The sequence below is a fragment of the Streptomyces sp. NPDC035033 genome (assembly GCF_040636735.1).
In the GTDB taxonomy this organism is placed as follows: Bacteria; Actinomycetota; Actinomycetes; order Streptomycetales; family Streptomycetaceae; genus Streptomyces.
Genome location: NZ_JBEZUZ010000007.1, coordinates 41,650 through 67,434, shown reverse-complemented (window position 1 = coordinate 67,434; position 25,785 = coordinate 41,650). Strand labels below are relative to the sequence as shown.

General features: G+C 73.7%; 24 protein-coding genes. 16 read left to right on the top strand and 8 right to left on the bottom strand.

Annotated features, from left to right (window positions below; translation table 11 throughout):
* Nucleotides 1–44: 44 nt before the first annotated feature.
* The 4 genes from AB0E83_RS05335 to AB0E83_RS05320 all read left to right on the top strand — a co-directional run bounded on the left by AB0E83_RS05335 (nucleotide 45) and on the right by AB0E83_RS05320 (nucleotide 2,803).
* Nucleotides 45–683 carry an AIM24 family protein gene (locus AB0E83_RS05335; RefSeq protein ID WP_362106176.1) on the top strand — a complete coding sequence of 213 codons (639 nt, stop codon included), beginning with the start codon at nucleotides 45–47 and terminating at the stop codon, nucleotides 681–683.
* 94 nt (nucleotides 684–777) lie between these two features.
* Nucleotides 778–1,428, top strand: a complete 651-nt coding sequence (locus AB0E83_RS05330) for an AIM24 family protein (protein ID WP_362106173.1) — start codon at nucleotides 778–780, stop codon at nucleotides 1,426–1,428.
* Entirely contained in the window at nucleotides 1,425–2,204 is a 780-nt protein-coding gene (locus AB0E83_RS05325; protein WP_362106170.1) for an AIM24 family protein, read from the top strand. Before AB0E83_RS05330 ends, AB0E83_RS05325 begins: the two co-directional genes overlap by 4 nt.
* Before the next feature lie 122 nt (nucleotides 2,205–2,326).
* Nucleotides 2,327–2,803 carry a MarR family transcriptional regulator gene (locus tag AB0E83_RS05320; RefSeq protein ID WP_362106167.1) on the top strand — a complete coding sequence of 159 codons (477 nt, stop codon included), beginning with the start codon at nucleotides 2,327–2,329 and terminating at the stop codon, nucleotides 2,801–2,803.
* A 65-nt stretch (nucleotides 2,804–2,868) separates the two neighbouring features.
* Here AB0E83_RS05320 and meaB read toward each other — a convergent pair whose 3' ends face one another.
* Both meaB and AB0E83_RS05310 read right to left on the bottom strand, forming a co-directional pair.
* Nucleotides 2,869–3,825 carry a methylmalonyl Co-A mutase-associated GTPase MeaB gene (meaB, locus tag AB0E83_RS05315; RefSeq protein ID WP_362106164.1) on the bottom strand — a complete coding sequence of 319 codons (957 nt, stop codon included), beginning with the start codon at nucleotides 3,823–3,825 and terminating at the stop codon, nucleotides 2,869–2,871.
* Between the two features lie 24 nt (nucleotides 3,826–3,849).
* Nucleotides 3,850–5,052, bottom strand: coding sequence for an acetyl-CoA C-acetyltransferase (locus AB0E83_RS05310; protein ID WP_362106161.1), 1,203 nt, complete (start codon nucleotides 5,050–5,052; stop codon nucleotides 3,850–3,852).
* A 137-nt stretch (nucleotides 5,053–5,189) separates the two neighbouring features.
* On the opposite strand from AB0E83_RS05310, the gene mce reads away from it, so the two are divergent.
* The 7 genes from mce (at nucleotide 5,190) to AB0E83_RS05275 (ending at nucleotide 15,139) form a co-directional block, all read left to right on the top strand.
* A complete protein-coding gene (gene mce, locus AB0E83_RS05305) occupies nucleotides 5,190–5,630 on the top strand; it encodes a methylmalonyl-CoA epimerase (protein ID WP_362106158.1) in 441 nt (146 codons plus the stop codon).
* A gap of 214 nt (nucleotides 5,631–5,844) precedes the next feature.
* On the top strand, nucleotides 5,845–10,017 hold the full coding sequence (gene scy, locus AB0E83_RS05300) for a polarized growth protein Scy (protein WP_362106290.1): 4,173 nt from the start codon (nucleotides 5,845–5,847) through the stop codon (nucleotides 10,015–10,017).
* Between the two features lie 114 nt (nucleotides 10,018–10,131).
* Nucleotides 10,132–11,067 (top strand): cellulose-binding protein, encoded by a 936-nt coding sequence (locus tag AB0E83_RS05295; RefSeq protein ID WP_362106156.1) that lies wholly within the window; start codon nucleotides 10,132–10,134, stop codon nucleotides 11,065–11,067.
* Nucleotides 11,068–11,142: 75 nt separating this feature from the next.
* Nucleotides 11,143–12,156 (top strand): ABC transporter ATP-binding protein, encoded by a 1,014-nt coding sequence (locus AB0E83_RS05290; protein ID WP_362106153.1) that lies wholly within the window; start codon nucleotides 11,143–11,145, stop codon nucleotides 12,154–12,156.
* Between the two features lie 3 nt (nucleotides 12,157–12,159).
* On the top strand, nucleotides 12,160–12,939 hold the full coding sequence (locus tag AB0E83_RS05285; protein WP_362106151.1) for an ABC transporter permease: 780 nt from the start codon (nucleotides 12,160–12,162) through the stop codon (nucleotides 12,937–12,939).
* 215 nt (nucleotides 12,940–13,154) lie between these two features.
* The gene (locus AB0E83_RS05280) at nucleotides 13,155–14,309 is read left to right on the top strand and encodes an ATP-binding cassette domain-containing protein (RefSeq protein ID WP_362106148.1); all 1,155 of its coding nucleotides are present in this window, start codon (nucleotides 13,155–13,157) and stop codon (nucleotides 14,307–14,309) included.
* Nucleotides 14,306–15,139 carry an ABC transporter permease gene (locus AB0E83_RS05275; protein ID WP_362106145.1) on the top strand — a complete coding sequence of 278 codons (834 nt, stop codon included), beginning with the start codon at nucleotides 14,306–14,308 and terminating at the stop codon, nucleotides 15,137–15,139. Before AB0E83_RS05280 ends, AB0E83_RS05275 begins: the two co-directional genes overlap by 4 nt.
* Before the next feature lie 13 nt (nucleotides 15,140–15,152).
* On the opposite strand, the gene AB0E83_RS05270 is transcribed toward AB0E83_RS05275, so the two are convergent.
* Nucleotides 15,153–15,479 (bottom strand): ATP/GTP-binding protein, encoded by a 327-nt coding sequence (locus AB0E83_RS05270; protein ID WP_362106142.1) that lies wholly within the window; start codon nucleotides 15,477–15,479, stop codon nucleotides 15,153–15,155.
* Between the two features lie 199 nt (nucleotides 15,480–15,678).
* On the opposite strand from AB0E83_RS05270, the gene AB0E83_RS05265 reads away from it, so the two are divergent.
* The gene (locus AB0E83_RS05265; RefSeq protein WP_362106139.1) at nucleotides 15,679–16,713 is read left to right on the top strand and encodes an LLM class flavin-dependent oxidoreductase; all 1,035 of its coding nucleotides are present in this window, start codon (nucleotides 15,679–15,681) and stop codon (nucleotides 16,711–16,713) included.
* 128 nt (nucleotides 16,714–16,841) lie between these two features.
* On the opposite strand, the gene AB0E83_RS05260 is transcribed toward AB0E83_RS05265, so the two are convergent.
* Entirely contained in the window at nucleotides 16,842–17,234 is a 393-nt protein-coding gene (locus AB0E83_RS05260; protein ID WP_362106136.1) for an SCO5389 family protein, read from the bottom strand.
* A 227-nt stretch (nucleotides 17,235–17,461) separates the two neighbouring features.
* Here AB0E83_RS05260 and nucS point away from each other — a divergent pair, with 227 nt between their 5' ends.
* Entirely contained in the window at nucleotides 17,462–18,133 is a 672-nt protein-coding gene (gene nucS, locus AB0E83_RS05255) for an endonuclease NucS (protein WP_362106134.1), read from the top strand.
* Nucleotides 18,134–18,201: 68 nt separating this feature from the next.
* Here nucS and AB0E83_RS05250 read toward each other — a convergent pair whose 3' ends face one another.
* The 3 genes from AB0E83_RS05250 to AB0E83_RS05240 form a co-directional block, all read right to left on the bottom strand.
* Nucleotides 18,202–20,868 (bottom strand): ATP-binding protein, encoded by a 2,667-nt coding sequence (locus tag AB0E83_RS05250; RefSeq protein WP_362106131.1) that lies wholly within the window; start codon nucleotides 20,866–20,868, stop codon nucleotides 18,202–18,204.
* 226 nt (nucleotides 20,869–21,094) lie between these two features.
* Nucleotides 21,095–21,418: an STAS domain-containing protein gene (locus tag AB0E83_RS05245; protein WP_188269246.1), complete on the bottom strand. Its 324-nt coding sequence runs from the start codon at nucleotides 21,416–21,418 to the stop codon at nucleotides 21,095–21,097.
* A 127-nt stretch (nucleotides 21,419–21,545) separates the two neighbouring features.
* A complete protein-coding gene (locus AB0E83_RS05240; protein ID WP_362106128.1) occupies nucleotides 21,546–22,394 on the bottom strand; it encodes a 3-hydroxyacyl-CoA dehydrogenase family protein in 849 nt (282 codons plus the stop codon).
* A 159-nt stretch (nucleotides 22,395–22,553) separates the two neighbouring features.
* Here AB0E83_RS05240 and AB0E83_RS05235 point away from each other — a divergent pair, with 159 nt between their 5' ends.
* A complete protein-coding gene (locus AB0E83_RS05235) occupies nucleotides 22,554–23,126 on the top strand; it encodes a cob(I)yrinic acid a,c-diamide adenosyltransferase (protein ID WP_362106125.1) in 573 nt (190 codons plus the stop codon).
* Here the strand turns inward: AB0E83_RS05235 and AB0E83_RS05230 are convergent.
* The gene (locus tag AB0E83_RS05230) at nucleotides 23,046–23,684 is read right to left on the bottom strand and encodes a hypothetical protein (RefSeq protein WP_362106122.1); all 639 of its coding nucleotides are present in this window, start codon (nucleotides 23,682–23,684) and stop codon (nucleotides 23,046–23,048) included. The genes AB0E83_RS05235 and AB0E83_RS05230 overlap by 81 nt on opposite strands.
* Nucleotides 23,685–23,858: 174 nt before the next feature.
* Here AB0E83_RS05230 and AB0E83_RS05225 point away from each other — a divergent pair, with 174 nt between their 5' ends.
* Nucleotides 23,859–25,055 carry a histidine kinase gene (locus tag AB0E83_RS05225; RefSeq protein ID WP_362106119.1) on the top strand — a complete coding sequence of 399 codons (1,197 nt, stop codon included), beginning with the start codon at nucleotides 23,859–23,861 and terminating at the stop codon, nucleotides 25,053–25,055.
* Entirely contained in the window at nucleotides 25,052–25,693 is a 642-nt protein-coding gene (locus AB0E83_RS05220; RefSeq protein ID WP_362106116.1) for a response regulator transcription factor, read from the top strand. The genes AB0E83_RS05225 and AB0E83_RS05220 overlap by 4 nt, the downstream gene beginning before the upstream one ends.
* The last annotated feature ends 92 nt before the right edge of the window (nucleotides 25,694–25,785 follow it).

Below are 25,785 nucleotides of genomic sequence, written 5' to 3'. Positions count from 1 at the left end.
CGACTTTGCAGTCCCTTTAACCGGGTCCCCGCTACCTTCGAGCGGTGGCTACGTTCCGACTCCAAGGCAGCAAGGTGCTCGCCGTGACGATGACCGGCGACGCCGTCAAGGCGAAGAACGGCTCGATGGTCGCCTACGACGGGCAGATGGCGTTCAAGAAGATGAGCGGCGGCGGTGAGGGCCTGCGCGGCATGGTCACCCGCCGGCTGACCGGCGAACAGATGGAGGTGATGGAGGTCAAGGGCCAGGGGACCTGCTGGTTCGCCGACCGGGCCTCCGAGATCAACCTCGTCCAGCTGCACGGCGACAAGCTGTGGGTCGAGGCGAGCAACCTGCTCTGCGCCGACGCGGGGCTGCGCACCGGCACGTCCTTCACGGGCATGCGCGGCGGCGCGACCGGCAACGGCCTCTTCACCACCACGGTGGAGGGCACCGGCCAGGCGGCCATCATGTCCGACGGCCCGGCGACGGTGCTCCGGGTGACCCCGCAGTACCCGCTGTCGGTGGACCCCGGCGCGTACGTGGCCCACCAGGGAAACCTCCAGCAGCACTTCCAGTCGGGCGTGACCTTCCGCACCCTGATCGGCGAGGGCGGCGGCGAGGCCTTCCAGATCCGCTTCGAGGGCGACGGGCTCGTCTACGTGCAGCCGAGCGAGCGGAACACGATCGGGGGTGAGCTGTGAGCGACGCACGCGCGGCCACCGGCCCGCAGGCGACGACGACGGCCGCGCCTCTGAGCCGCGCGGGCGGAGAAGCGAACGAAGGGGGTGCGGTCTGATGCCGTTCCGGGAGATCAACTCGAAGATGGTCGAGGCGACCGTCGTCCCCGGGCAGCGCCTCTTCAGCCAGCGCGGCGCCATGCTGGCGTACCGCGGGGACGTCACGTTCACGCCGAACATGGCCGGCGGCCAGGGCGGCCTGATGTCGATGATCGGCCGCCGGGTGGCCGGCGAGGCGACGCCGCTGATGACCGTCGAGGGCAGCGGCACGGTGATGTTCGGGCACGGGGGCCACCACATCCAGGTGATCGCGCTGACCGGCGACACCCTGTACGTGGAGGCGGACCGGCTGCTCGCCTTCGACGGCACCCTGGAGCAGGGCACCATGTTCATGGGCTCGCAGGGCGGGGTGATGGGCATGGTCCGCGGCCAGGTGACCGGCCAGGGGCTCTTCACCACCACCCTCAAGGGCCACGGCTCGGTGGCGGTCATGGCGCACGGCGGGGTGATCGAGCTGCCGATCGCGCCGGGCCGCCCGGTCCACGTCGACCCGCAGGCGTACGTGGCGCACCACGGCGACGTGCGCAACAAGCTCTCGGCGGCGCTGGGCTGGCGGGACATGGTGGGCCGCGGCTCGGGCGAGGCGTTCCAGCTGGAGCTGAGCGGCAGCGGCGCGGTGTACGTCCAGGCGTCGGAGGAGAAGCTGTGAGCACCCCTGTCATCCACGATCCGCACACCCTGCCGTCGGACGACAACGTCAACGCGTACACCTTCTGCGTCGAGCTGAAGGGCTCCCCCTGGTTCCTCCAGAAGGGGAAGATGATCGCCTACTACGGGCGGATCGAGTTCAACGGGATCGGGCACGGCCGGCTGGACCGGCTGGTGCGGACGGCCTTCCACTCGCCGCTGCACGCGAGCGACTGGGTGGTGGCCGAGGGCACCGGGAAGATGCTGCTCGCGGACCGGGCCTTCGACGTGAACTCGTACGACCTGGACGAGGGCAATCTGACGATCCGGTCGGGGAACCTGCTGGCCTACCAGCCGACGCTGGCGCTGAAGCAGTCGATCGTGCCCGGGTTCGTGACGCTGATCGGCACGGGGAAGTTCGTGGCGGCGTCTAACGGGCCGGTGGTCTTCATGGAGCCGCCGCTGCGGGTGGACCCGCAGGCGCTGGTCGGCTGGGCGGACTGCCCCTCCCCCTGTCACCATTACGACCACGCCTACCTGACGGGCGTGATGGGCGGCGTCCGGGCCCTGACGGGGATCGGGGGCTCCTCGGGCGAGGAGCACCAGTTCGAGTTCGTCGGGGCGGGGACGGTGCTGCTCCAGTCGACGGAGCTGCTGATGGCGGAGCGTCCCGCCGGTGCCCCGCCGGCCCAGGCCGGGGTGCCGGGCGGTGCGCACGGTTCGGGCCAGGGCGTCCCGGGTTCGGTACCGCGTCTTCCCGGCCAGCTCGGGGACCTGCAGCGGCGCTTCGGGCTGTGAGCGGTAGTCTGCGGAGCGTGACGCGTCGAACGGCCGCGCGGGGCGCGCGGCCGGCACGGCGGGTGCCGAGCGTCACCCCGCAGATTTCGTCAAGTATTCAACTTCTTAGGTAGAATCCACTCATGGACACCGAGACGGCCACTCCCTGGCTCACCGACGCCGAGCAGTGCGCGTGGCGCACCTTCCTCGACGTCCAGAGAATGCTGACGCACCAGCTGGAGCGCGACCTCCAGCCCTTCGGGCTGACGATGAACGACTACGAGATCCTCGTCAACCTCTCGGAATCCGCCGAGCGCAGGCTGCGCATGAGCGACCTGGCGGCGGCCACCCTGCAGTCCAAGAGCCGCCTCTCGCACCAGATCACCCGGATGGAGAACGCGGGCCTGGTCGAGCGGATGAACTGCGAGTCCGACCGGCGCGGCCTCTACGCGGTCCTCACCGACCACGGCATGGAGACCATGCGCAAGGTCGCCCCGCACCACGTGGAGTCGGTCCGCGACCACTTCATCGACCGGCTCACCCCGGAGGCGCTCGGCGACCTCCACGAGTCGCTGAAGCCGGTCGCCGAGCGGCTGCGCGGCAAGCGCGGCAAGCCGTGACCTGACGGATGTGCGGAAGAAGGGCCTCCCCGGCGCGGGGAGGCCCTTCTCCGTCGTCCGGCGGGTCAGTTGCCGGTCAGGCTCGCCAGGAGCTCGTCGGAGGCCGCGTACGGGTCGAGCGCGCCGGTCGCGATGCGCTCGGCCAGCGCGTCGAGCCGCCGGTCCCCGTGCAGGTCGCCGATCCGCTCGCGCAGCGCCGTGATGGTGATGGTCTCCACCTCGCGGGCCGCGCGGGCCTTCCGGCGCTCCGCCAGGACCCCGTGCTCCTCCATCCAGGCCCGGTGCTTCTCCAGCGCCTCCACGACCTCGTCGACGCCCTCGCCGCGGGCCGCGACCGTCTTCACGATCGGCGGCCGCCAGTCGCCGGGACCGCGGGCCTCGCCGAGGCCCAGCATGTGGTTGAGCTCGCGGGCCGTGGCGTCGGCGCCGTCCCGGTCCGCCTTGTTGACCACGTACACGTCGCCGATCTCCAGGATGCCCGCCTTCGCGGCCTGGATCCCGTCGCCCATGCCCGGGGCGAGCAGCACCACCGAGGTGTCGGCCTGGCCCGCGATCTCCACCTCGGACTGGCCGACGCCGACGGTCTCCACCAGGATCACGTCGCAGCCGGCCGCGTCGAGCACCCGGATGGCCTGCGGGGCGGCCCAGGCGAGACCGCCCAGGTGGCCGCGGGTGGCCATCGAGCGGATGTAGACGCCCGGGTCGGAGGCGTGGTCCGACATCCGCACCCGGTCGCCGAGGAGGGCTCCGCCGCTGAACGGCGAGGACGGGTCGACGGCGAGCACGCCGACCCGCTTGCCGGCCCGGCGGTACGCGGCCACCAGCGCCGAGGTCGACGTGGACTTGCCGACCCCGGGCGAACCGGTCAGGCCCACCACGTAGGCGTTGCCGGTCAGCGGGGCCAGCGCCGCCATCACCTCGCGCAGCTGCGGGGACGCCCCCTCCACCAGCGAGATCAGCCGGGCCACGGCCCGCGGCCGGCCTTCCCGTGCCTGGGCGACGAGAGCGGGGACGTCCACCATGCTGCGTTCTCCTGTCAGAGGTGCTTACTTGCCGGTGACCTTGATGATCAGGGCGTCGCCCTGACCGCCGCCGCCGCAGAGCGCGGCCGCGCCGACACCGCCGCCGCGCCGCTTGAGCTCCAGGGCGAGGTGGAGCACCACGCGGGCGCCGGACATGCCGATCGGGTGGCCGAGCGCGATGGCGCCACCGTTGACGTTCACCTTTTCCGGGGACACGCCGAGGTCCTTCATGGACTGCACGGCGACCGCGGCGAAGGCCTCGTTGATCTCGATCAGGTCGAGGTCGTCGACGGTCAGGCCCTCCTTCTTCAGGGCGTGGTTGATCGCGTTGGACGGCTGCGACTGGAGCGAGTTGTCCGGGCCGGCCACGTTGCCGTGGGCGCCGATCTCGGCGATCCACTCCAGGCCCAGCTCCTCCGCCTTGGCCTTGCTCATCACGACCACGGCGGCGGCGCCGTCGGAGATCTGCGAGGAGGTGCCGGCGGTGATGGTGCCGTCCTTGGTGAAGGCCGGGCGGAGCTTGCCGAGGGACTCGACGGTGGTCTCGGCGCGGACGCCCTCGTCCTTCGAGAAGATCACCGGGTCGCCCTTGCGCTGCGGGATCTCGACCGGGGTGATCTCGGCCTCGAAGACGCCGTTCTTCTGGGCGGCGGCGGCGCGCTGGTGCGACAGCGCGGCGATCTCGTCCTGGGAGGCGCGGTCGATGCCGAGGCGGGTGTTGTGCTTCTCGGTGGACTCGCCCATCGCGATGGACTCGAAGGCGTCCGTGAGGCCGTCGTACGCCATCGCGTCGAGCATCTCGATCGCGCCGTACTTGTAGCCCTCGCGGGACTTGGGCAGCAGGTGCGGGGCGTTGGTCATGGACTCCTGGCCGCCGGCGACGATCACGTCGAACTCACCGGCGCGGATGAGCTGGTCGGCGAGCGCGATGGCGTCCAGGCCGGAGAGGCACACCTTGTTGATGGTGAGGGCGGGGACGTTCATCGGGATGCCGGCCTTGACGGCGGCCTGGCGGGCGGGGATCTGCCCGGCGCCCGCCTGGAGCACCTGGCCCATGATCACGTACTGCACCTGGTCGCCGCCGATGCCGGCCCGGTCCAGGGCGGCCTTGATGGCGAAGCCGCCCAGGTCGGCGCCGGAGAAGGACTTGAGCGAGCCGAGCAGGCGACCCATGGGCGTGCGGGCGCCCGCGACGATCACTGAGGTGGTACCGGTCGTTCCAGACATGAGGCACGGCCCCTTGGGATGAGGAGTGAACGAGGGTTTACCGCCAATGTACTGAGCGGTGCGGGGCGAGGTCACCGGCCTGCCGGTGTGACGGCGCGCACGTTGCGTAACCATCCCGGCGGGGGTGCACTGGAGCCATGCTGACGCGTATCGACCACATCGGGATCGCCTGCTTCGACCTGGACAGGACCGTCGAGTTCTACCGTGCCACGTACGGCTTCGAGGTCTACCACTCCGAGGTCAACGAGGAGCAGGGCGTCCGCGAGGCCATGCTGAGGATCAACGCCACCGACGACGGCGGGGCCTCCTACCTCCAGCTCCTGGAGCCCACCCGGGAGGACTCCGCGGTCGGCAAGTGGCTGGCCAAGAACGGCGAGGGCGTCCACCACATCGCCTTCGGCACCGCCGACGTCGACGGGGACGCCGAGGCCATCCGCGGCAAGGGCGTCCGGGTCCTCTACGACGAGCCCCGGACCGGTTCCATGGGCTCCCGGATCACCTTCCTCCACCCCAAGGACTGCCACGGCGTCCTGACCGAACTGGTCACCTCCGCTGACCACTCCTCAGTGGAGCACTGACCTCCGTATTCCCGGCCCGGTAGAGTGGGCGACTCCGGGCCGGGGCCGGTCGGGGCCGCTTCGCGCGGCGCCGTAGTCGGGATGTCGGGGTCGTCCGATCTGCCACGATTCCCCGGGGGGGCCGTTCTGTCCGGTGAACGGTGCTCGTCGGAATGTAGCGACCAGGGTTGGGGTCTGCCCCGCTCGCGGAGCTCGGGGAAGGATGGACCGCGCAGTGCGGGGCTACGAACGCCAGGAGAGCCACCGAGCTGAAGACGACCATCTCTCGCGGTTCGAAGCCGAGATGGACCGGCTGAAGAAGGAGCGAGAGAAGGCCGTCCAGCACGCCGAGGACCTCGGTTACCAGGTCGAGGTCTTGCGTGCCAAGCTCCACGAGGCGCGCCGCACCATCGCGTCCCGGCCCGCCTACGACAGCGCGGACATCGGCTACCAGGCCGAGCAGTTGCTGCGCAACGCCCAGGCGCAGGCCGAGCAGCTCCGCCAGGACGCCGAGCGGGAGCTCCGGGAGGCGCGGGCGCAGACCCAGCGGATCCTCCAGGAGCACGCCGAGCACCAGGCCCGGCTCCAGGCCGAACTGCACAACGAGGCCGTCCAGCGCCGCCAGCAGCTCGACCAGGAGCTGAACGAGCGCCGCCAGACCGTCGAGGCCCACGTCAACGAGAACGTGGCCTGGGCCGAGCAGCTGCGCGCCCGCACCGAGGCGCAGGCCCGCCGGCTGATGGACGAGGCCCGCGCCGAGGCCGAGCAGTCGCTCGCCGCCGCCCGCGCCGAGGCCGCCCGCCTCACCGAGGAGACCGGCCGCCGCGTCGGCGCCGAGGCGGAGGCCGCCCGCGCCGAGGCCGAAGCGATTCTGCTGCGCGCCCGCAAGGACGCCGAGCGGCTGATGACGGCCGCCTCCACCCAGGCGCAGGAGGCCACCGGCCACGCCGAGCAGCTGCGTACCGCCGCCGTCGCCGAGACCGACCAGGCCCGTCGGCAGGCCGCCGAGCTGTCCCGCGCCGCCGAGCAGCGGATGCAGGAGGCCGAGGAGAAGCTGCGGCAGGCCCGCGCCGAGGCCGACAAGGCGCTCGCGGAGGCCAAGGAGGCCGCCGCGAAGACGCTGGCCTCCGCCGACTCCGTCAACGAGCAGCGCACCCGTACCGCCAAGACGGAGATCGCCCGCCTCGTCGGCGAGGCCACCAAGGAGGCCGAGGCCCTCAAGGCGGAGGCCGAGGAGAAGCTGCGCGAGGCGACCGCGCACTCCGAGAAGCTGGTCGCCGAGGCCACCGAGAAGGCCCGCACCGCCGCGGCCGAGGACTCGGCGGCGGCGCTCGCCAAGGCGGCCCGCAGCGCCGAGGAGATCCTGAGCAAGGCGTCCGAGGACGCCTCCGAGACCACCCGGAAGGCCGCCGAGGAGGCCGAGCGGATCCGCCGCGAGGCCGAGACCGAGGCCGACCGGCTGCGCTCGCGCGCCGAGGAGCAGGCCGACGAGCTGCTCGGCTCGGCCAAGGACGACACCAAGGAGTACCGGGCCAAGACCGTCGAGCTCCAGGAGGAGGCCCGGCGGCTGCGCGGCGAGGCCGAGCAGCTGCGCGCCGAGGCCATCGCCGAGGGCGAGCGGATCCGCGGCGAGGCCCGCCGCGAGGCGCTCCAGCAGATCGAGGAGGCGGCGAAGACCGCCGAGGAGCTGCTGGCCAAGGCGAAGGCCGACGCCGACGAGCTGCGCACCCACGCCGGCGCGGAGAGCGAGAAGGTCCGGTCGGAGGCGATGGAGCGCGCCCAGACGCTCCGGACCCAGGCCGAGGAGACCCTGGAGCGGACCCGCGCGGAGGCCGAGCGGCTGCGCGTCGAGTCCGAGGAGCAGGCGGAGGCGGTCCGGGAGGCCGCCGAGAAGGCCGCCGAGGGGCTACGCGCGGACGCCGAGCGGGCCGCCGAGGCCCGCCGGGCGGAGGCCGCCGAGGAGCTGGCCCGGCTGCACGCCGACGCCGAGGCGAAGGTGGCCGCGGCGGGGCGGGAGCTGACCGACGCCCGTGCCGAGGGCGAGCGGATGCGGCGCGAGGCCGCCGAGGAGACCGAGCGGCTGCGGTCGGAGGCCGCCGAGCGGATCCGTACGCTGCGGGAGCAGGCCGAGACCGAGGCCGAGCGGCTGCGGACCGAGGCCACGGCGGACGCCGCCGCGGCCCGCGCCGAGGCCGAGGCGACCGCGCAGCGGCTCACCTCCGAGGCCGAGACCGAGGCCGAGCGGCTGCGGTCGGAGGCGCAGGAGACCGCCGACCGGGTGCGGGCGGAGGCCGCGGCCGCCGCCGAGCGGGTCGCCGCCGAGGCCGCCGAGGCGCTGGCCGCCGCGCGGGAGGAGGCCAACCGGCGCCGCCGGGAGGCCGAGGAGACGCTGGAGTCGGCCCGTTCCGAGGCCGGCCGGGAGCGCGAGCACGCCCGCGAGCAGTCCGAGGAGCTGCTCGCCGCCGCCCGCAAGCGGGTGGAGGAGGCGCAGGCCGAGGCGCAGCGCCTGGTCGAGGAGGCCGACGCGCGGGCGACCGAGATGGTCGGTGCCGCCGAACAGACCGCGCAGGAGGTCCGCGACTCGGTCGCCGGGCTGCGCGAGCAGGCCGAGGAGGAGATCGCCGGGCTGCGTTCGGCCGCCGAGCACGCGGCGGAGCGGACCCGGACCGAGGCGCAGGAGGAGGCGGACCGGGTCCGCGCCGAGGCGTACGAGGAGCGGGAGCGGGCGTCGGAGGACGCGGCCCGCACGCGCGCGCGTGCCCAGGAGGAGTCCGAGGCCGCGAAGGCGCTGGCCGAGCGGACGGTCGGGGACGCCATCGCGGAGGCGGAGAAGCTCCGCGCGGACACCGCCGAGTACGCGCAGCGGGTGCGGACCGAGGCGACGGACGCGCTGGCCTCCGCCGAGCAGGACGCGGCCCGCACCCGGGCGGACGCCCGGGACGACGCCAACCGGATCCGTTCGGAGGCGGCCGAGAAGGCCGAGGGCGTGGTCGGCGAGGCGACGGCCGAGGCCGAGCGGATCGGCGCGGAGGCGGAGCGGGTCCTCGACGAGGCCCGGCAGGCCGCCGACAAGCGCCGCCAGGACGCCGCCGAACAGGCCGACGCCCTGGTCGGCGAGGCGACCGCCGAGGCCGAGCGGATCACTGCCGAGGCCGCCGAGCTGTGGGAGACCACCGAGCGGGACGCGACCCGGCTGCGGACCGAGGCCGAGCAGGTCAAGACCGACGGCGAGGCGCACGCGCAGGCCCTGCGCACGGCCGCCCTGGCCGACGCCGAGCAGATCCTGGACGAGGCCCGGCAGGCCGCCGACAAGCGCCGTCAGGACGCGGCCGAGCAGGCCGACGCCCTGGTCGGCGAGGCGACGGCGGAGGCCGGCCGGATCACCGACGAGGCGGCCGAGCTGGCCGACTCGGTGACCGCCGACGCCCGCGCCGAGGCCGAGCGGACCCTCGCCGACGCGGCCGGGGAGGCCGAGCGGCTGCGGGCCGACGGCGCCGAGGCGCTGGAGGCGGCCCGTCAGGACGCCGAGCGGATCCGCCGGGAGTCGGCGAAGCTCCGGGAGGACGCCGAGGCGGCGGCCGAGCAGATGCGCGCGGAGGCCCGCGCGGAGGCCGACCGGACCCTCGACGAGGCCCGCGAGGCCGGCGCGAAGAAGCGGGCGGACGCGGCCGAGCAGGCCGACCAGCTGATCGCCAAGGCCCAGGAGGAGGCGCTGCGCGCCACCGCCGAGGCGGAGACCCAGGCGGACACCATGGTCGGCGCGGCCCGCAAGGAGGCCGAGCGGATCGTCGCCGAGGCGACCGTCGAGGGCAACGCGCTGGTGGAGAAGGCCCGTACGGACGCGGACGAGCTGCTGGTCGGCGCCCGCAAGGACGCCACCGACATAAGGGAGCGGGCCGAGGAGCTGCGGGGCCGGATCGAGGGGGAGATCGAGGAGCTGCACGAGCGGGCGCGGCGCGAGTCGGCCGAGCAGATGAAGACGGCCGGCGAGCGCGTCGACAAGCTGGTGAAGGCCGCCGAGGAGCAGCGGGCCGAGGCCGAGGAGAAGGCCAAGGAGATGGTCTCGGAGGCGAGTTCGGAGGCGAGCAAGGTCCGGATCGCGGCCGTGCGGAAGGCGGACGCCCTCCTCAAGGAGGCGGAGCAGAAGAAGAGTTCGCTGATCGCGGAGGCCGAGCGGATCAAGGCGGAGGCGGAGGCGGAAGCGGAGCGGCTGGTCGAGGAGGGCCGGCGCGAGCTGGAGGTCCTGACCCGTCGTCGTACGGACATCAATGCCGAGATCTCCCGTGTCCAGGACGTACTGGAGGCGTTGGAGTCTTTCGAGACTCCGTCGGCGGGGGCGAAGGACGGGCTCAAGGCGGGCGCTTCCTCGGGTTCCACTCGTTCGGGTGGCAAGTCCCAGGACGGCTAGCCACTCAAAAGGCTGGACATTCTCCAGATCAAACGGGCATACGCTCGATGACACGCCGCTTCGGCCCCTAGGATTCCCTCTAACACCTCACCGGTCTCATTCGACAGGAACCCCATGAGCGACACTTCCTCCCCCTTCGGCTTCGAGCTCGTGCGGCGTGGTTACGACCGCGGTCAGGTGGACGACCGCATTACCAAGCTCGTCGCCGACCGTGACAGTGCTCTGGCCCGGATCACCTCCCTGGAGAAGCGCATCGAGGAGCTCCACCTCGAGACGCAGAACGCCCAGGCGCAGGTGAGCGACGCGGAGCCGTCGTACGCCGGTCTCGGCGCGCGCGTCGAGAAGATCCTCCGGCTCGCCGAGGAGGAGGCGAAGGACCTGCGCGAGGAGGCCCGTCGCGCCGCCGAGCAGCACCGCGAGCTGGCCGAGTCGGCCGCCCAGCAGGTGCGCAACGACGCGGAGTCGTTCGCGGCGGAGCGCAAGGCGAAGGCCGAGGACGAGGGCGTCCGGATCGTCGAGAAGGCCCAGGGCGAGGCGAACTCGCTGCGCGCCGAGGCGCAGAAGGACGCGCAGTCGAAGCGCGAGGAGGCGGACGCCCTCTTCGAGGAGACCCGCGCCAAGGCCGCCCAGGCCGCCGCGGACTTCGAGACCAACCTGGCCAAGCGCCGCGAGCAGTCCGAGCGCGACCTGGCCTCCCGTCAGGCCAAGGCGGAGAAGCGCCTCGCCGAGATCGAGCACCGCGCCGAGCAGCTCCGCCTGGAGGCCGAGAAGCTCCGCACGGACGCCGAGCGCCGGGCCCGCCAGACGGTGGAGACCGCGCAGCGCCAGGCCGAGGACATCGTGGCCGACGCCAACGCCAAGGCGGACCGGATCCGCTCGGAATCGGAGCGCGAGCTGGCGGCGCTCACCAACCGCCGCGACTCCATCAACGCGCAGCTGACCAACGTCCGCGAGATGCTGGCCACGCTGACCGGTGCCGCGGTGGCCGCGGCCGGCTCGCCGATGGACGAGGAGCGCTCCGCGGGCGTCCCCGCCCAGCAGACCCGCTGAGCCCCTTCCGCCGGGCCTCCGAACCCCCCGTCACTCCGGTGGCGGGGGGTTTCGCGCGCCCTTAGCTTGGTACGCATGATCGAGCTTGACGGGCTGACGAAACGGTACGGGACGAAGACGGCGGTCGATCATCTCTCCTTCCAGGTCCGGCCGGGCATGATCACCGGCTTCCTGGGGCCCAACGGGGCGGGGAAGTCGACCACGATGCGGATGATGCTCGATCTCGACAACCCGACGAGCGGGACGGTGCGGATCGACGGCCGGCACTACCGCGAGCTGGACGAGCCGCTGAAGTACATCGGGGCGCTGCTCGACGCCAAGGCGATGCACGGGGGCCGGTCGGCGTACCACAACCTGCTGTGCCTGGCGCAGTCGAACCGGATCCCGGAGCGCCGGGTGGGCGAGGTGCTCGACCTGGTGGGTCTGACGGCGGTGGCGCGGAAGAAGTCGAAGGGATTCTCGCTCGGCATGGGCCAGCGGCTCGGGATCGCGTCGGCGCTGCTGGGTGATCCCGAGATCCTCATGTTCGACGAACCCGTCAATGGTCTGGACCCCGAGGGAATTCACTGGATCCGCAATCTGATGAAGTCGCTGGCGGCGGAAGGAAGAACGATCTTCGTCTCCAGCCATCTGATGAGTGAAATGGCGCTGACGGCCGATCATCTGATCGTCATCGGGCAGGGAAAGCTGCTGGCCGACACGTCGATGGCCGATTTCATCCAGCAGAATTCACGGAGTTTCGTCCGGCTCCGCTCTCCGCAGCAGGAACGGCTGCGGGACGTGCTGCACGCGGGCGGATTCGTGGTGGTCGAGGCCGGAAACGGAACCCTGGAGGTGGACGGGGCCCCGATCGAGGAGCTGGGCGAGCTGGCGGCGGAGCACCGGCTGACGCTGCACGAGCTGAGCGCCCAGCGCGCCTCCCTGGAGGAGGCGTTCATGCAGATGACGGCGGGCGCGGTGGAGTACCACGCGCACGGCACGGACACGCACGGCGGCGAGCCCGCCGCGCCCGGCCCCGCGTGGGGCGCGAACGCCGGCTGGGGCCCCGACCGGGGTCCGGGGGCCGGCCCGACCGGTGAGGGGGTCTGATCCATGGCGGCGGTACCGGCGGTCCTCCAGTCCGAGTGGACCAAGATCCGGACGGTCTCGTCGACGGTCTGGACGCTGGCGAGCGCGCTGCTCGTCACGGTGGCGATGGGCGCCGCGCTCTCGGCGCTCCTGAGCTCGACCTTCGACGACCTCTCCGAGGTGGAGCGGGCGACCTTCGACCCGACCTTCGTCAGCTTCTCCGGGATGGTGCTGGGCCAGCTGGCGATGGTGGTCTTCGGCGTGCTCGTGGTGGGGACCGAGTACTCCTCGGGCATGATCCGCACCTCGCTGGCCGCCGTCCCCCAGCGGGCCACCTTCCTCTTCTCCAAGGTCGCGGTGGCCGGGACGCTGGCCCTCCTGGTCGGTCTGGTGACGAGCTTCCTGTCGTTCTTCCTCGGGCAGGCGCTGCTCGGCGAGCACCGGACGACGATCGGCGCGGACAACGTGCTGCGGGCGGTGGTCGGCGGCGGGATCTACATGGGGCTGATCGCGGTCTTCTCGATGGGCGTGGCGGCGATGCTCCGCTCCACGGTGCTGTCGCTCGGCATCCTGGTGCCGTTCTTCTTCCTGATCTCGCAGATCCTGTCGGCGGTGCCGAAGGCGAAGGAGGTCGCCCGGTACTTCCCCGACCAGGCCGGCTCCAAGATCATGCAGGTGGTGCCGGACGCGCTGGGCTCGGAGAAGGCGCCGTACGGCCCGTGGGGCGGGCTCGGGATCATGCTGCTGTGGGTGGCGGCCTCGCTGCTCGGCGGCTACCTGGTGCTGAAGCGACGGGACGCCTGAGGGCGGGCCGGAGACGGCGCCGGAGGACGGACGCGCGCCCCTGGGGTCTCCCGGGGGCGCGTCCCGGATTTTCCCCGGAGGTTTCGCTTCGGTCTCTCTTCCGCGGCGCGGGAACCGTCAACGGCTGGATAAGCTCCTGACTCGTACGGGGACCTCGCGGCCGCGCGCCGTCGTGCCCCGGTCGCACACCACCGACCTGTCGATGGGGCTGGAGAATGATCGAGGCAGTCGGCCTGACCAAGCGCTACGGCGCCAAGACGGCCGTGTACAACCTTTCCTTCCAGGTGAGGCCGGGCGTCGTCACGGGCTTCCTGGGACCGAACGGCTCCGGCAAGTCGACCACCATGCGCATGATCCTCGGCCTGGACACCCCCACGGCCGGCCACGTGACGATCGGCGGCCACCCCTTCCGGGAGCTGCCGAACGCGCCCCGGCAGGTCGGCGCCCTCCTCGACGCCAAGGCCGTGCACGGCGGCCGCAGCGCCCGCAACCACCTCCTGTCGCTGGCCCAGCTGGCGGGCATCCCGGCCCGCCGGGTCGACGAGGTGCTGGGCGTGGTGGGCCTCCAGGACGTGGCGAAGCGCCGCTCCAAGGGCTTCTCGCTCGGCATGGGCCAGCGGCTCGGCATCGCGGCGGCGCTGCTCGGCGACCCGCAGGTGCTGCTCTTCGACGAGCCGGTCAACGGCCTGGACCCGGAGGGCATCCTCTGGGTGCGGAACCTGATGAAGAAGCTGGCCGCCGAGGGCCGCACGGTCTTCGTCTCCAGCCACCTCATGAGCGAGATGGCGCTGACGGCCGACCACCTGATCGTGATCGGCCGGGGCCAGTTGCTCTCCGACATGCCGGTGAAGCAGTTCATCTCGGCGAACTCGGCGGACTTCGCCCGGGTCCGCGTCCCGGACGCCGAGCCCGGGCAGCGGGAGAAGCTCTCCGGGGTACTCGTCGAGGCCGGCGGCCAGGTCCTCTCCGAGCCGGACGGGGCGCTGCGCGTCACCGGTCTGCCGCTGCCGAGGATCAGCGACCTGGCGCACGGGGCGGACGTACGGCTCTGGGAGCTGTCCCCGCACCAGGCCTCGCTGGAGGAGGCGTACATGCGGCTGACGCAGGGCGCGGTGGACTACCGCTCCAGCGACGACAAGCTGGCCCACCTCCAGGCCCCGCCGCAGCCCGGGCAGCCGGGGTACGGGCTGCCGCCGCAGCCGCCGGTCCCGGCGGACGTGCCGCAGCAGGGCTGGTACGCCCCGCCGCCGCCCGACCGGAACCCGTACGCCGCCGCCCCGCAGCCGCCGGCTCCCGCGGCCCCGGCCGCGCCGGGCACGCCGCAGCCGAGCCTCCAGAAGCAGAGCGACACCACCGAGGACGCCCGATGACCGCTCCGACCCCGACCCCGACGCCTCCCCCGCCGTACGGCTACGTCTCCCCCATCCCGGTCCGCCGGGCGCACCTCGGGGACGCGCTCGCCTCGGAGTGGACGAAGATCCGCTCGGTGCGGTCGACGATGTGGACGCTGGGGACGATGGTCCTGCTGATGCTGCTGATCGGCCTCGGCGTGGGTGCGGTCGCGAGCGGCGAGGGCGGGGTGGGCGAGGAGTCGGCGCTGTCGCTGGGCTTCTTCGGGATGCTGCCCGCGTCGATCTGCGTGATCACGCTGGGCGTGCTGACCATCTCGTCCGAGTACGGCACGGGGATGATCCGGACCACGCTGACGGCGTGCCCGAGCCGGGCCCGGGTGCTGACCGCGAAGGCGGTCGTCTTCTTCCTGCTGGTCTTCACGGTGACGCTGGTCGTCGCGTTCGCGGTGGCGACGGCGCAGGTGGCGATGGTGGACGCGGCGGAGCCGACGGGCGCGGAGTGGGCGCGGGCCACGGTCGGTGCGGCCGGCTTCCTGGCCGTGCTCGGGCTGCTGTCGATGGCGGTCGGGGCGCTGGTGCGGCACTCGGCCGGGGCGATCACCGTGATGATCGGGGTGCTGCTGCTGCCGCTGGTGGCGGCCCTGTTCATGTTCTCGCCGGCGCTGGAGGGGCTCCGGGAGGTGCTGTTCACCTACTCGGTGCCGTCGCAGATGATCGCGCTGTACAGCGCGCGGCCGCCGTTCTCGGAGAGCGGTCCGGCGGGCTGGGAGGCGCTGTTGACCCTGGCGGGGATCACCGCGGTGGTCCTCGGGGCCGCCTACGCGCTGCTGAACAGCCGGGACGTCTGAGGCCCGCCGGGGCTCAGTACTTCGGCGCGTTGCGGGACCGCTGCACCCGGGTGGTGCGGCGGTCCTTCGCGTTCCAGCAGGCCTTGTGCCAGTGGCGGCGGTCGTCGACGCCGCCGTACTCGGGCCAGGCGACGACGTGCGGGGCGCCGGCCGGGATCTCCTGGTCGCAGCCGGGGCAGCGGTAGCGCTTGCCCGGGGAGCTGGCGCCGGCGACGAGCCGGACGTACCACTCCTCGCCCTGCCAGGACTCGGTGCGCTGGGAGCCGCCGTACCGGTCGTCGCGGTCGTCCTGGGCCTCGGGCCTGGGGCCGCGGCGGGAACGGTTGTGACGCGGTGACACAGCACACCTCACGGGGTCGGGGAACACGGACCGTTCCCTCCAGCGTACGGGCCGCGACGTGGTGCGCGGGGCCCCGGTCCGGAGGGCCGGACCGAAAATCGCAAGAACTTCATGCGGGGCCGTTGCCTTTGGCACGTGTCAGGCGTTGATGCCGGTACCGGGGGGAGAGAACGCGTCGGCCGCGAGGAGGCAGAAGACGATGCGGGTAGGAACGTTCGTTCTGGCGGCACAGTTTCCGGGCCAGGGCCAGGGAGAGGCGCTGCACCGGGCGGTGCGGACGGCCGAGGTGGCCGAGGAGGCGGGCCTGGACTCGGTCTGGCTGGCCGAGCACCACTTCGTGCCGTACGGCGTCTGCCCGTCGGCGGTGACCCTGGCGGCGCTGCTGCTGGGCCGCACCCGGCGGCTGCGGGTGGGCACGGCGGTGAGCGTGCTGCCGACCGTCCACCCGGTCGCCCTCGGCGAGCAGGCGGCGCTGCTGCACGTCGTCTCCGGCGGCAGGTTCACCCTCGGGGTGGGCCGCGGCGGCCCCTGGGTGGACCTGGAGGTCTTCGGCGCGGGCCTGGAGGCGTACGAGCGCGGCTTCCCGGAGGCCCTGGACCTGTTGCTGCGCTGGCTCACCGAGCCCCGCGTGGGTGCCGAGGGCGAACGATTCTCCTTCCGTGAGGTGCCGGTGGTGCCCCGGGCCGGCGAGCTGATCGGCGGCGAGGCGTCGCCGGAGGTGGTCGTGGCCTGCACCTCGCAGAAGAGCGTACGGCTCGCGGCCGAGCGCGGGCTGCCGATGCTGCTGGGCATGCACTGCGGCGACGAGGAGAAGGCGGAGATGGTCGCGGCCTGGGCACGCTGGGCGCGGGAGGCGGGCCGGGATCCGGACGAGGTCGCGCGGATCAGCGCCGGCCACGTCTCCGCGGGCGTGGCGCAGCTCGCGGACCGTCCGCAGGAGGCGGCGGAGACCCTGGTGAAGGCGATGCCGGGCTGGCTGAAGCAGGGCCTGGACGCGCACGTGACGGTGGACGGCCGGCACCGGGCGATGCGGGACCCGGTGGCGTACACCGAGCTGCTCTGCTCGCTGCACCCGGTCGGCACCCCCGCGCTGGCGGCGGACCGGCTCGCGGCGACCTCCGAGCGCACCGGCATCACCCGCTTCGCGCTGCTCGCCGAGGGCTCCGGCGACCTGGCCGGCACCGAGGAGAACCTGCGGCGGCTGGGCGCCGAGGTCCTCCCCCTGCTGGGGTGAGGACCGGGGCCTGCCGCCGCTCCGGCGTCCCCGCGCGCGGCGCGCGTCGGCGCGCACCGTTCGCGGTTCTTTGTGACGCGGGGCGGCGGCATCAAGTCCCGATGGATCCCGGTGGTGGCGGTCGGGCCTCAGCAGTCGCGGAGCTCCGGCGACTGGTTGAGCAGCTGTCCCCGGATCGAGGTGAAGCGGGCGAGCCGCTCGTCCACCGCCGGGTCCAGGGGGAAGACCGCCACGCGGTGGCAGTTCTGGAAGGCCAGACGCACTCCGAAGTGGCGCTGGAGCGCCCCGCGGATCGCGTCGCTCGCCAGCGCGCGCAGCAGCTGACCACGTGCCTGCTCGTTCGGCGGCGGCGTCTGGTTGTCGGCGAACTCTCCGCCTTCGACCTCCAGCTGGGCCACCAGAGAACTGATCATCTCCCACGCGTAGGGCAGGGAGGTCCGGACGCAGTCGACGAAGGCGGCTTCGTCGACCTCGCCTCGCTCGGCCTGTTCCAACAGTGCCGGTGAGACGTCGAGCGACATGGGTTCTCCTCTCGCGACCCCGCGGACGGGGTCTGTGCGGGCAGGGCCGAAGGGCGACGTACGCCACGCAGCGTGCACGGACGACGACCTCCAGCTTCCACGGTAAGCGCGCGGTCCGGCCCGCACCAGGCGATTGGGCACACAACAGGCCGATAAACGACGGGTGTTCGGCTCACACCGATGCCCGAATCGCGGAGAAGGGCGCTCCTCTTGTAGCGTGGGCGACCATGCGTCTCGTCATTGCCCGTTGTTCCGTGGACTACGCGGGTCGGCTCACGGCCCACCTGCCCTCCGCGCCCCGTCTGATCCTGATCAAGGCAGACGGCAGCGTCTCCATCCACGCGGACGACCGGGCGTACAAACCCCTCAACTGGATGTCGCCGCCGTGCACCCTCAAGGAGGGGGCCGACGGTGAGGCCGGCGTCTGGACCGTGATCAACAAAGCGGGCGAGAAACTGATCATCACGATGGAGGAGATCCTCCACGACTCGTCCCACGAACTGGGCGTGGACCCGGGCCTCATCAAGGACGGCGTCGAGGCGCACCTCCAGGAGCTGCTGGCCGACCGGATCGAGACGCTCGGCGAGGGCTGGACGCTGGTCCGCCGCGAGTACCCGACGGCGATCGGGCCGGTGGACATCCTCTGCCGGGACGCGGACGGGGCCACGGTCGCGGTCGAGATCAAGCGGCGCGGCGAGATCGACGGCGTCGAGCAGCTGACCCGCTATCTGGAGCTGCTCAACCGCGATCCGCACCTCGCCCCGGTGAAGGGGATCTTCGCGGCCCAGGAGATCAAGCCGCAGGCGCGGGTCCTCGCGACGGACCGCGGCATCGGCTGCGTGGTGCTCGACTACGACGCCCTGCGCGGCATCGAGGACGACAAGCTGCGGCTCTTCTGAGCCGGGCGGTACGACGGAGGGGACGGCCCCGGACGCGCTGAGCGTCCGGGGCCGTCCCCTTCGCGGTCTCAGGCCACCGGGGGGTCGTCGGAGGCGGAGGGGGCGCCGTCGAGGGTGGAGGAGGCGGAGTTGCTCGGCGCCTGCTCCACCGGCGGAGGGGCGGTCCCCGTTTCCGTGGTCGGCGGGGTGGTCGGGGTCGTCGTCGGAGGGGGCTCCGGCGAGGTGGTGGGCGGCGTGGTGGGCGTGGCCGGCGGAGTCGTCTCCGTGGGCGAGGTCGGCGGCTGCGTCGCCGACGGACCGGTCGTCGTGGGCCGCCCCGGTGTCGTCGTCGGCGGCTGCGTCGGTCCCGGCGCGCTCGACGACGGGGCCGCGGGGTCCGAGGTGGCGGAGGCCGACGGGGAGCCGGTCGCCGTCGGGTCGGCGGTGCCGGTGGTCGGGGCCGCGCCGGAGGTGGTGGGGCCGGGCGAGCCGGAGGTGGTGGGCGTGCCGGTCCCGGTCGGGGCGTCGGTGCCGCTCTCGGCCGGGGCCCCGTCCTCGGTGCCGGGGACCTCGTCGCCGCCCTGGTCGGCGGTACTGTCGGTGGAGACGGTGCCGGAGGTGGGCGTGTCGTCGGTGCCGGAGGTGGCGCCGAGGGTGACGACCGTGCCGAGCACGGCGACGAGGAGCACGCCGGCGCCGACGGCCGCGAGGTTGCGGCGGGTGCCGGTGAGGATGCCCGCCGCGAGGCCCTTGCGCGGCGGGGCCTCGGGGGTGGCGTCGGAGCGGGTGATGAGGGTGGGGCCCTGGTCGGCGAAGTCCGGGAAGGCCGGGAAGCCGGGCGGCGCGGCGGCCGGGGCGGTGGCGCCGGCGGGGACCGGCGGCAGCGGCTCGGTCGGCGGTTCGGCGGGGGTCCGCGGGGCCGGGGCGGCGGCGCGGACGGCGGGCAGGCCGCGGGGCGGGGAGTCGGCGCGGGCCGGCGGCGGGGCCGGGGCGGGCTCCCGTTCGCGGGTGAGGTCGGCGACGAGGGCGAGGGCCCGGCGGCCGGCGACGGTGCCCCGCTTGTCGGCGAGGACGCCGCGCAGGCCGATGGAGGCCTCCAGTTCGGCGCGGGCGCGGGCGAGGTTGCCGGCGCAGAGGGCGAGGACGCCGAGCTCGTGGTGGAAGTACGCCTCCTCGGCGACGTCCCCGGCGAGCCGGGCGGCCTCCTGGCCGGAGCGCAGGGCGCGCTCCCAGGCGCCCCAGTGGAGGCCGGCGGCGAAGGCGGGGGCGGCGGCCCGGGCGAGGGCGACGGCGGTGGTCCGGTGCTCGGCGGCGGTCTCGTCGCCGGCGCCCGGGCCGGTCTCGCCGCTGACGAGGGCGGCGAGGGCGGCGAGGAGGGCGTCGGACTCGGCGGCGGCCCGCTCGGGGCCGACGGAGGGGTGGCCGGCCCACCAGGCGTAGTGCTGGGCGGCGGTGTGGAGGCGGTCGGCGGCGTCGAGGCCGTAGCCGTGGGCGAGGAGCTGGGTGAGGACGCCGCTCGCGAGCCGGTGCCGGGGGCCGACGGGGCTGAGGAGGCCGCAGGCGCGGAGTTCGCCGAGGGCGGCGTCGGCGTGGGTGTCGCCGACGAGCGCCGGGAGGTGGGCGTGGTGCGGGACCTCGCCGCCGAGGGCGACGGCGAAGCGGAGGGTGGTCTGGGCGGCGCGGCTGAGCCGGGAGGCGAGCAGCGCGGCGGGCGCGGCGCCCTCGCCGAGGCTGGGCAGCGGCACGTCGTGGAGCTCGACGTCCGGGTCCTCGTACGGGTCGGGGGCGGGCGCGGGCCCGGCGGGGGCCGCGCCCGACGGGCCGAAGGCCTCCTCCAGGGCGCCGAAGGCGTCGAACTCGGCGGGGGTGACGCGCAGCCGGTCGCGCTGCCGGAGCAGGGCGCCGGCCTGGACGAAGCGGAGCGGCAGGCCCTCGGACTCGAACCAGAGGTCGCCGGCCCAGTTGGCCTCCTCGTCGGTGAGGCGGCGGCCGACGGCGGCCTCCAGGAGGGCGAGGGAGGCGGCGCGGCCGAGGCCGGGGAGGGCGACCTCCTCGACGCGGGCCTCGGCGGAGGGCGCGGGGACGCCGGGGGCGGCGGCGAGCAGGAAGGCGCACTCGGGGGCGGCGGCGAGGAGTTCGTCGAGGGCGGCGCCGCCGAACTCCAGGTCGTCGACGACGACGACGGCGCCGACGCCGGCGAGGTCGGCGCGCAGGCCGTCGCGGTCGGGCCGGTGGTGGGGGGCGTGCAGGACGGCGGCGCGGAGCTCGTGGAGGAGTTCGCCGGTGGTGCGGTGGTGGCCGGAGAGGCGGACGACGCCGTCGGGGGCGAGGTCGGCGCAGTCGGCGGCGACGGCGTCGAGGAGGGCGGTGCGGCCGGAGCCGTCGGGGCCGGTGAGCCGGGCGGAGCGGCCGCGGGTGAGGGTCTCGGTGAGCCGGGCGCGCTGTTCGTCGCGCTCCAGGAGGGGCAGCCCGGGGGCGGCGGGGCCGGGCGGCACGGGCGCGGCGGCGGCGCGGGCGGCCTCGGCGCGCTCCTCGGGGGTGCGGCGGCGGGCGGCGGGGGGCTCCTCGCCGGGCGGGCACGCCTCGATCTCGCTGCCGTCGACGGGGTTGACGGTGAGCAGGAGGCCGCCGGAGACGATCCGGGTGACGCGGGCGCGGGCGGGCGCGGCGGCGCGGTCGGGCAGGGCTGCGGGGCGGGCGTCCTCGGCCGCGGCGTCGTGACCGGACTCGTCCGGCCCCCGGTGTATCGGGTCCATGGTCAAAGCCCCCAAGAGCGGTGGTGCGGAGCCCGCCGGGCGGGTTCGTCGTCGGGTGCGGGCGACCGAACCCTAGACGGTCGCCGGACGCCCGGGAACAGGCGGGGTGCCGTGGAGACCAAGACGTCACGGTCTTGTGAGGATTGAGCGTGACGCCTGGTTCGCACAGGGGCTTCACAGACGGCGGGCCCGCGTTCACACCGGTGCCCGGGCCGCCGCCGTCCGTTCAGACGCGGGGCAGGGACTCCAGCGCGAGGCCGCCCTCGATCGCGAGGATGCGGTGGAGGCGGGTGGCGACGAGGAGCCGCTGCATCTGCGGCGGCACCCCGCGCAGGACGAGCCGGCGGCCGCAGCGGCCGGCCCGCCGGTGGGCGCCCATGATGACGCCGAGGCCGGTCGCGTCCCAGGAGTCGAGTCCGGTCAGGTCGAGCACCAGGTCGCCGACGCCGTCGTCGACGGCCGAGTGCAGGACCGTACGGGCGTCCGCCGCGCTCCGGACGTCGAGGCGGCCCCCGACGACCAGCTCGGCATGGTCGCCCCTGATGTGCATAGTCGCTCCCCGGGAAATGCTCCGTCTTCGCAACAACTGACTGCTGCCTCGGCAGATACGTTGCGCCTTGTCGTCGAACCGATACCTGAATTCACTCCATGGAGTGAGGTGGTGTGGCGCCCAGAGCTCAGTACTTGTAAAAGCCCTGCCCGCTCTTGCGGCCGATGTCACCCGCGTCCACCATCCGGCGCATCAGCTCCGGCGGGGCGAACTTCTCGTCCTGCGTCTCGGCGTAGATGTTGCCCGTGGCGTTGACGAGGATGTCGACGCCGGTGAGGTCGGCGGTGGCGAGCGGGCCCATGGCGTGGCCGAAGCCCAGCTTGCAGGCGAGGTCGATGTCCTCGGCGGTGGCGACGCCCGACTCGTACAGCTTGGCGGCCTCGACGACGAGGGCGGAGATCAGGCGGGTGGTGACGAAGCCGGCGACGTCGCGGTTGACGACGATGCAGGTCTTGCCGACGGACTCGGCGAAGGAGCGGGCGGCGGCGAGGGTGGCGTCGCTCGTCTTGTGGCCGCGGACGAGCTCGACGAGCCGCATCATCGGGACCGGCGAGAAGAAGTGGACGCCCACGACGGCCTCGGGGCGCTCCGTCACCGCGGCGATCTTGGTGATCGGGATGGCGGAGGTGTTGGAGGCGAGGACCGCGCCGTCCTTGGCGATCTTGTCGAGGGAGCGGAAGATCTCGTGCTTGACCTCGATCTTCTCGAAGACGGCCTCGATGACGACGTCGGCGTCGGCGACGGCGTCGAGGTCGGTGGTGGCGGTGATGCGGCCGAGGGCGGCCTCCGCGTCGGCGGCGTCCAGCTTGCCCTTCGCGACGAACTTCTCGTACGACGCCTCGATGCCGTCGGTGCCCCGGGCGAGGGCGGCGTCGGTGACGTCCCGCAGGACGACGTCCCAGCCGGCCTGCGCCGAGACCTGAGCGATGCCGGACCCCATGAGTCCGGCCCCGATGACGGCGAGCTTCCCAGCCACGAATTCCACCCCTTAACGCCTGTTCACTTCTGGCTCCTCGGCGGAGATTAGCGGGCGCGGGGCGCCATGTGACCGTGAAGTAATGCGCGTCACGCTGTCTTTGACGGACGTCACACTCGCGACAGGCGCGGCGGGCGGGGGCGTCACTAGGCTGGGCCCATGGTCAATCTGACGCGCATCTACACCCGCACCGGCGACCGGGGCACGACGGCCCTGGGCGACATGAGCCGCACCGCCAAGACCGACCTCCGGATCGCGGCCTACGCGGACGCCAACGAGGCCAACGCCGTCATCGGCACCGCGCTCGCGCTGGGGCACCTGGAGGAGGAGGTCGTCACCGTCCTCACCCGGGTCCAGAACGACCTCTTCGACGTGGGCGCCGACCTCGCCACGCCGGTGGTCGAGAACCCGGAGTACCCGCCGCTGCGGGTGGAGCAGGCGTACGTCGACAAGCTGGAGGCGGACTGCGACCGCTTCCTGGAGGAGCTGGAGAAGCTGCGCTCCTTCATCCTGCCCGGCGGCACGCCCGGCGCGGCGCTGCTGCACCAGGCGTGCACGGTGGTCCGGCGGGCCGAGCGCTCGACCTGGGCGGCCCTGGAGGTGCACGGCGAGACGATGAACCCGCTCACCGCCACGTACCTCAACCGGCTGTCAGACCTTCTTTTCATCCTGGCCCGGGTGGCCAACAAGGAGGTCGGGGACGTGCTCTGGGTCCCGGGCGGCGACCGCTGACCGCTCCTTCTCCCCCGTCGCGCCCTCCGGCTCCCTCTTCGGCCAGACCGTGTAGCTGAGCACGATCAGGCCGTGGATGCCGACCGCCCGCCAGACGCCGGCGATCGAGGCCTCCAGCTTCGAGACGTCACCGGCGTCGCCGACGTACCAGACCGCGGCGAGCAGGAGGGCGGAGGCGACGGAGCCGGCCACCACCGTGCCGAGCCAGATCTGCCCCTCGTGGCGGGCGCGGGCCATGCCGTAGCGGGGCGGCTTCGGCGGCGGCGGGGCGCCGCCGAACCGGTGGGCGGCGTGGCCGTCGAGCCACTTCACGGTGCGGTGGCCGTGGCCCACGGTGTAGCCGATGTAGATCGCGGCGAGGCCGTGCCGCCAGCTCGGCTCCGCGCCGTTCTTCAGGTCGATCGCGGAGACCACGAGGAGCAGGACCTCCAGGAGCGGCTCGCACAGCAGCAGCGCCGCGCCCAGCCTGGGCATGCGCAGCAGGTAGCGCGCGGTGAGTCCGGCGGCCAGCAGGACCCAGAACCCCACCTCGCAGACGACGATCATCGTGACGATCACGACGCTTCCCCTTTCGCTTCCCCCGTCGGGACCCTCCCAGCCTCCCGTGCGGACGGGCCCGGTTCGTCGTCGCCGGTGAGGAAACGCGTCTACATCCTTCGACGGAGGCGCCGGCGCCCGCGGATCGGCCCGGACGCCGAGGTCCGGGGGCCGGCGGACGTGTTGGATGGGTACGTGACCCTCCCCCGCCCGCACCGCGTCGATCTGCTCATCGCCCTCGCCGGGCTCGCCGGCGGCCTGCTGCTGTGGTCGTACGGGCTGTACACGACGGGCGGCCGGCCCTTCCCCCAGGAGTGGGCGCCGCTGATCCCGCTGGCCGTGCTGGCCGCGATGGAGGCGGTCCGCCGGGCGGCGCCGCACACCGCGCTGGTGGTGGGCACGCTGGCGATGGCCGGCGACCAGCTCACCAACGGGAACCTGGCCACGGTGCTGATGTTCACCGACGTCGTCTACGCCTCCGTCCTCTACGGCACGCCGGCCCAGGCGCGCCGCGTCCCGTACGCCACCGCCCTGCTGACGGTCGGCGTCACGGCGGTCTTCCTGGTCTGGTGGCAGAACGCGATCGCGCTGCTCGTCGGCGCGCTCACCGGCATGGTCTCGTTCCTGCCCGCCGTCACCGGGTCGATCGTGCGCAACCACCGGGACGCGGCGGAGTCCGCCCGGCTGCGCGCGGAGCAGACCGCGCTGCTGGCCGAGATGGACCGGGCGCAGGCGGTGGTGGCGGAGCGGGCCCGGATGGCGCGGGAGCTGCACGACATGGTGGCCAACCACCTCTCGGCGATCGCGATCCACTCGACGGCCGCGCTCTCCCTCGACGACCCGGCCACCACCCGGCAGGCGCTCACCGTGATCCGGGAGAACAGCGTGGCGGGGCTCGCGGAGATGCGGCGGCTGATCGGTCTGCTCCGGGACAGCGGGGCGGCGGGCGAGCCGGCCGCGACGGCGACCCTGGCGGGGCTGGACGCGCTGGTGGCGCAGGCGGAGGCGAACGGCGCGGCGAGCGGGCTGCGCTTCGTCCTGGACGACGCCCGCCGGGACGGGCCGGGGCTGCCGGCGCCGGTGGAGCTGGCCACGTACCGGATCGCGCAGGAGTCGCTGACGAACGCGCTCAAGCACGCGGCCCCCGGTGAGGTGCGGGTGGCGCTGGCGCGCGGGGGCGGGGCGCTGACGGTGACGGTGACGAGCCCGTACGGGGAGCGGCCGGGGCCGCGGGCGCCGGGCTCGGGGGCAGGACTGGTGGGCATGCGGGAGCGGGTGGCGCTGCTCGGCGGGGAGCTGGAGGCCGGCCCGGTGGCGGCGGACGGGGGCGGGAAGGTGTGGCGGGTGCGCGCGGTGCTGCCCGTGGACGTGAGCGAGGAGGAGCGGGCATGACGGTGCGGGTGGTGGTGGCCGAGGACCAGGCCGCGGTACGGGCGGGGCTCGTGCTGATCCTGGGCAGCGCGCCGGACGTCGAGGTGGTCGGGGAGGCCGAGGACGGGGAGCGGGCGGTGGAGCTGGCCCGGGAGCTGCGGCCGGACCTGGTGCTGATGGACGTGCAGATGCCCCGGATGGACGGGGTGACGGCGACCCGCCTGGTGGTGGCGGAGGGCCTGGCGGACGTGCTGGTGCTGACCACCTTCGACCTGGACGAGTACGTCTTCGGGGCGCTGCGCGCGGGGGCGGCGGGGTTCCTGCTGAAGAACGCGGACGCGCGGGAGCTGGTCGAGGCGGTGCGGACGGTGGCGCGGGGCGAGGGGCTGATCGCGCCGGCGGTGACCCGGCGGCTGATCGCCGAGTTCGCCTCCTCGGCCCCGCCGGCGCGGAGGGACCCCGCGGTGCTCGACGGGCTGACGCCCCGGGAGCGGGAGGTGCTGGCGGCGCTGGGCGCGGGCCTGTCGAACGCGGAGATCGCGGTACGGCTGGACATGGCGGAGGCGACGGTGAAGACCCACGTCAGCAAGGTGCTGAGCAAGCTGGGGCTGCGCAGCCGGGTCCAAGCGGCGGTCCTGGCGGGCGAGTTGGGGGTCTGAGCGGACGGCGCCGACGTTGGTCTGGACCTCTTGACGATTGGTCCAGACCTTCCTACGCTCGCGGGGCGCGCGCAACTTCTCCACGGACCACC

Coding starts and splice junctions, on each gene's coding strand:
- AB0E83_RS05260 (WP_362106136.1), bottom strand. CDS start 17,234: ATGTCGCTCGACGTCTCACCGGCACTGTTGGAACAGGCCGAGCGAGGC.
- meaB (WP_362106164.1), bottom strand. CDS start 3,825: ATGGTGGACGTCCCCGCTCTCGTCGCCCAGGCACGGGAAGGCCGGCCG.
- AB0E83_RS05235 (WP_362106125.1), top strand. CDS start 22,554: ATGGTCAATCTGACGCGCATCTACACCCGCACCGGCGACCGGGGCACG.
- AB0E83_RS05250 (WP_362106131.1), bottom strand. CDS start 20,868: ATGGACCCGATACACCGGGGGCCGGACGAGTCCGGTCACGACGCCGCG.
- AB0E83_RS05245 (WP_188269246.1), bottom strand. CDS start 21,418: ATGCACATCAGGGGCGACCATGCCGAGCTGGTCGTCGGGGGCCGCCTC.
- AB0E83_RS05285 (WP_362106151.1), top strand. CDS start 12,160: ATGGCGGCGGTACCGGCGGTCCTCCAGTCCGAGTGGACCAAGATCCGG.
- mce (WP_362106158.1), top strand. CDS start 5,190: ATGCTGACGCGTATCGACCACATCGGGATCGCCTGCTTCGACCTGGAC.
- nucS (WP_362106134.1), top strand. CDS start 17,462: ATGCGTCTCGTCATTGCCCGTTGTTCCGTGGACTACGCGGGTCGGCTC.
- AB0E83_RS05290 (WP_362106153.1), top strand. CDS start 11,143: ATGATCGAGCTTGACGGGCTGACGAAACGGTACGGGACGAAGACGGCG.
- AB0E83_RS05220 (WP_362106116.1), top strand. CDS start 25,052: ATGACGGTGCGGGTGGTGGTGGCCGAGGACCAGGCCGCGGTACGGGCG.
- AB0E83_RS05275 (WP_362106145.1), top strand. CDS start 14,306: ATGACCGCTCCGACCCCGACCCCGACGCCTCCCCCGCCGTACGGCTAC.
- AB0E83_RS05280 (WP_362106148.1), top strand. CDS start 13,155: ATGATCGAGGCAGTCGGCCTGACCAAGCGCTACGGCGCCAAGACGGCC.
- AB0E83_RS05330 (WP_362106173.1), top strand. CDS start 778: ATGCCGTTCCGGGAGATCAACTCGAAGATGGTCGAGGCGACCGTCGTC.
- AB0E83_RS05310 (WP_362106161.1), bottom strand. CDS start 5,052: ATGTCTGGAACGACCGGTACCACCTCAGTGATCGTCGCGGGCGCCCGC.
- AB0E83_RS05265 (WP_362106139.1), top strand. CDS start 15,679: ATGCGGGTAGGAACGTTCGTTCTGGCGGCACAGTTTCCGGGCCAGGGC.
- AB0E83_RS05320 (WP_362106167.1), top strand. CDS start 2,327: ATGGACACCGAGACGGCCACTCCCTGGCTCACCGACGCCGAGCAGTGC.
- AB0E83_RS05295 (WP_362106156.1), top strand. CDS start 10,132: ATGAGCGACACTTCCTCCCCCTTCGGCTTCGAGCTCGTGCGGCGTGGT.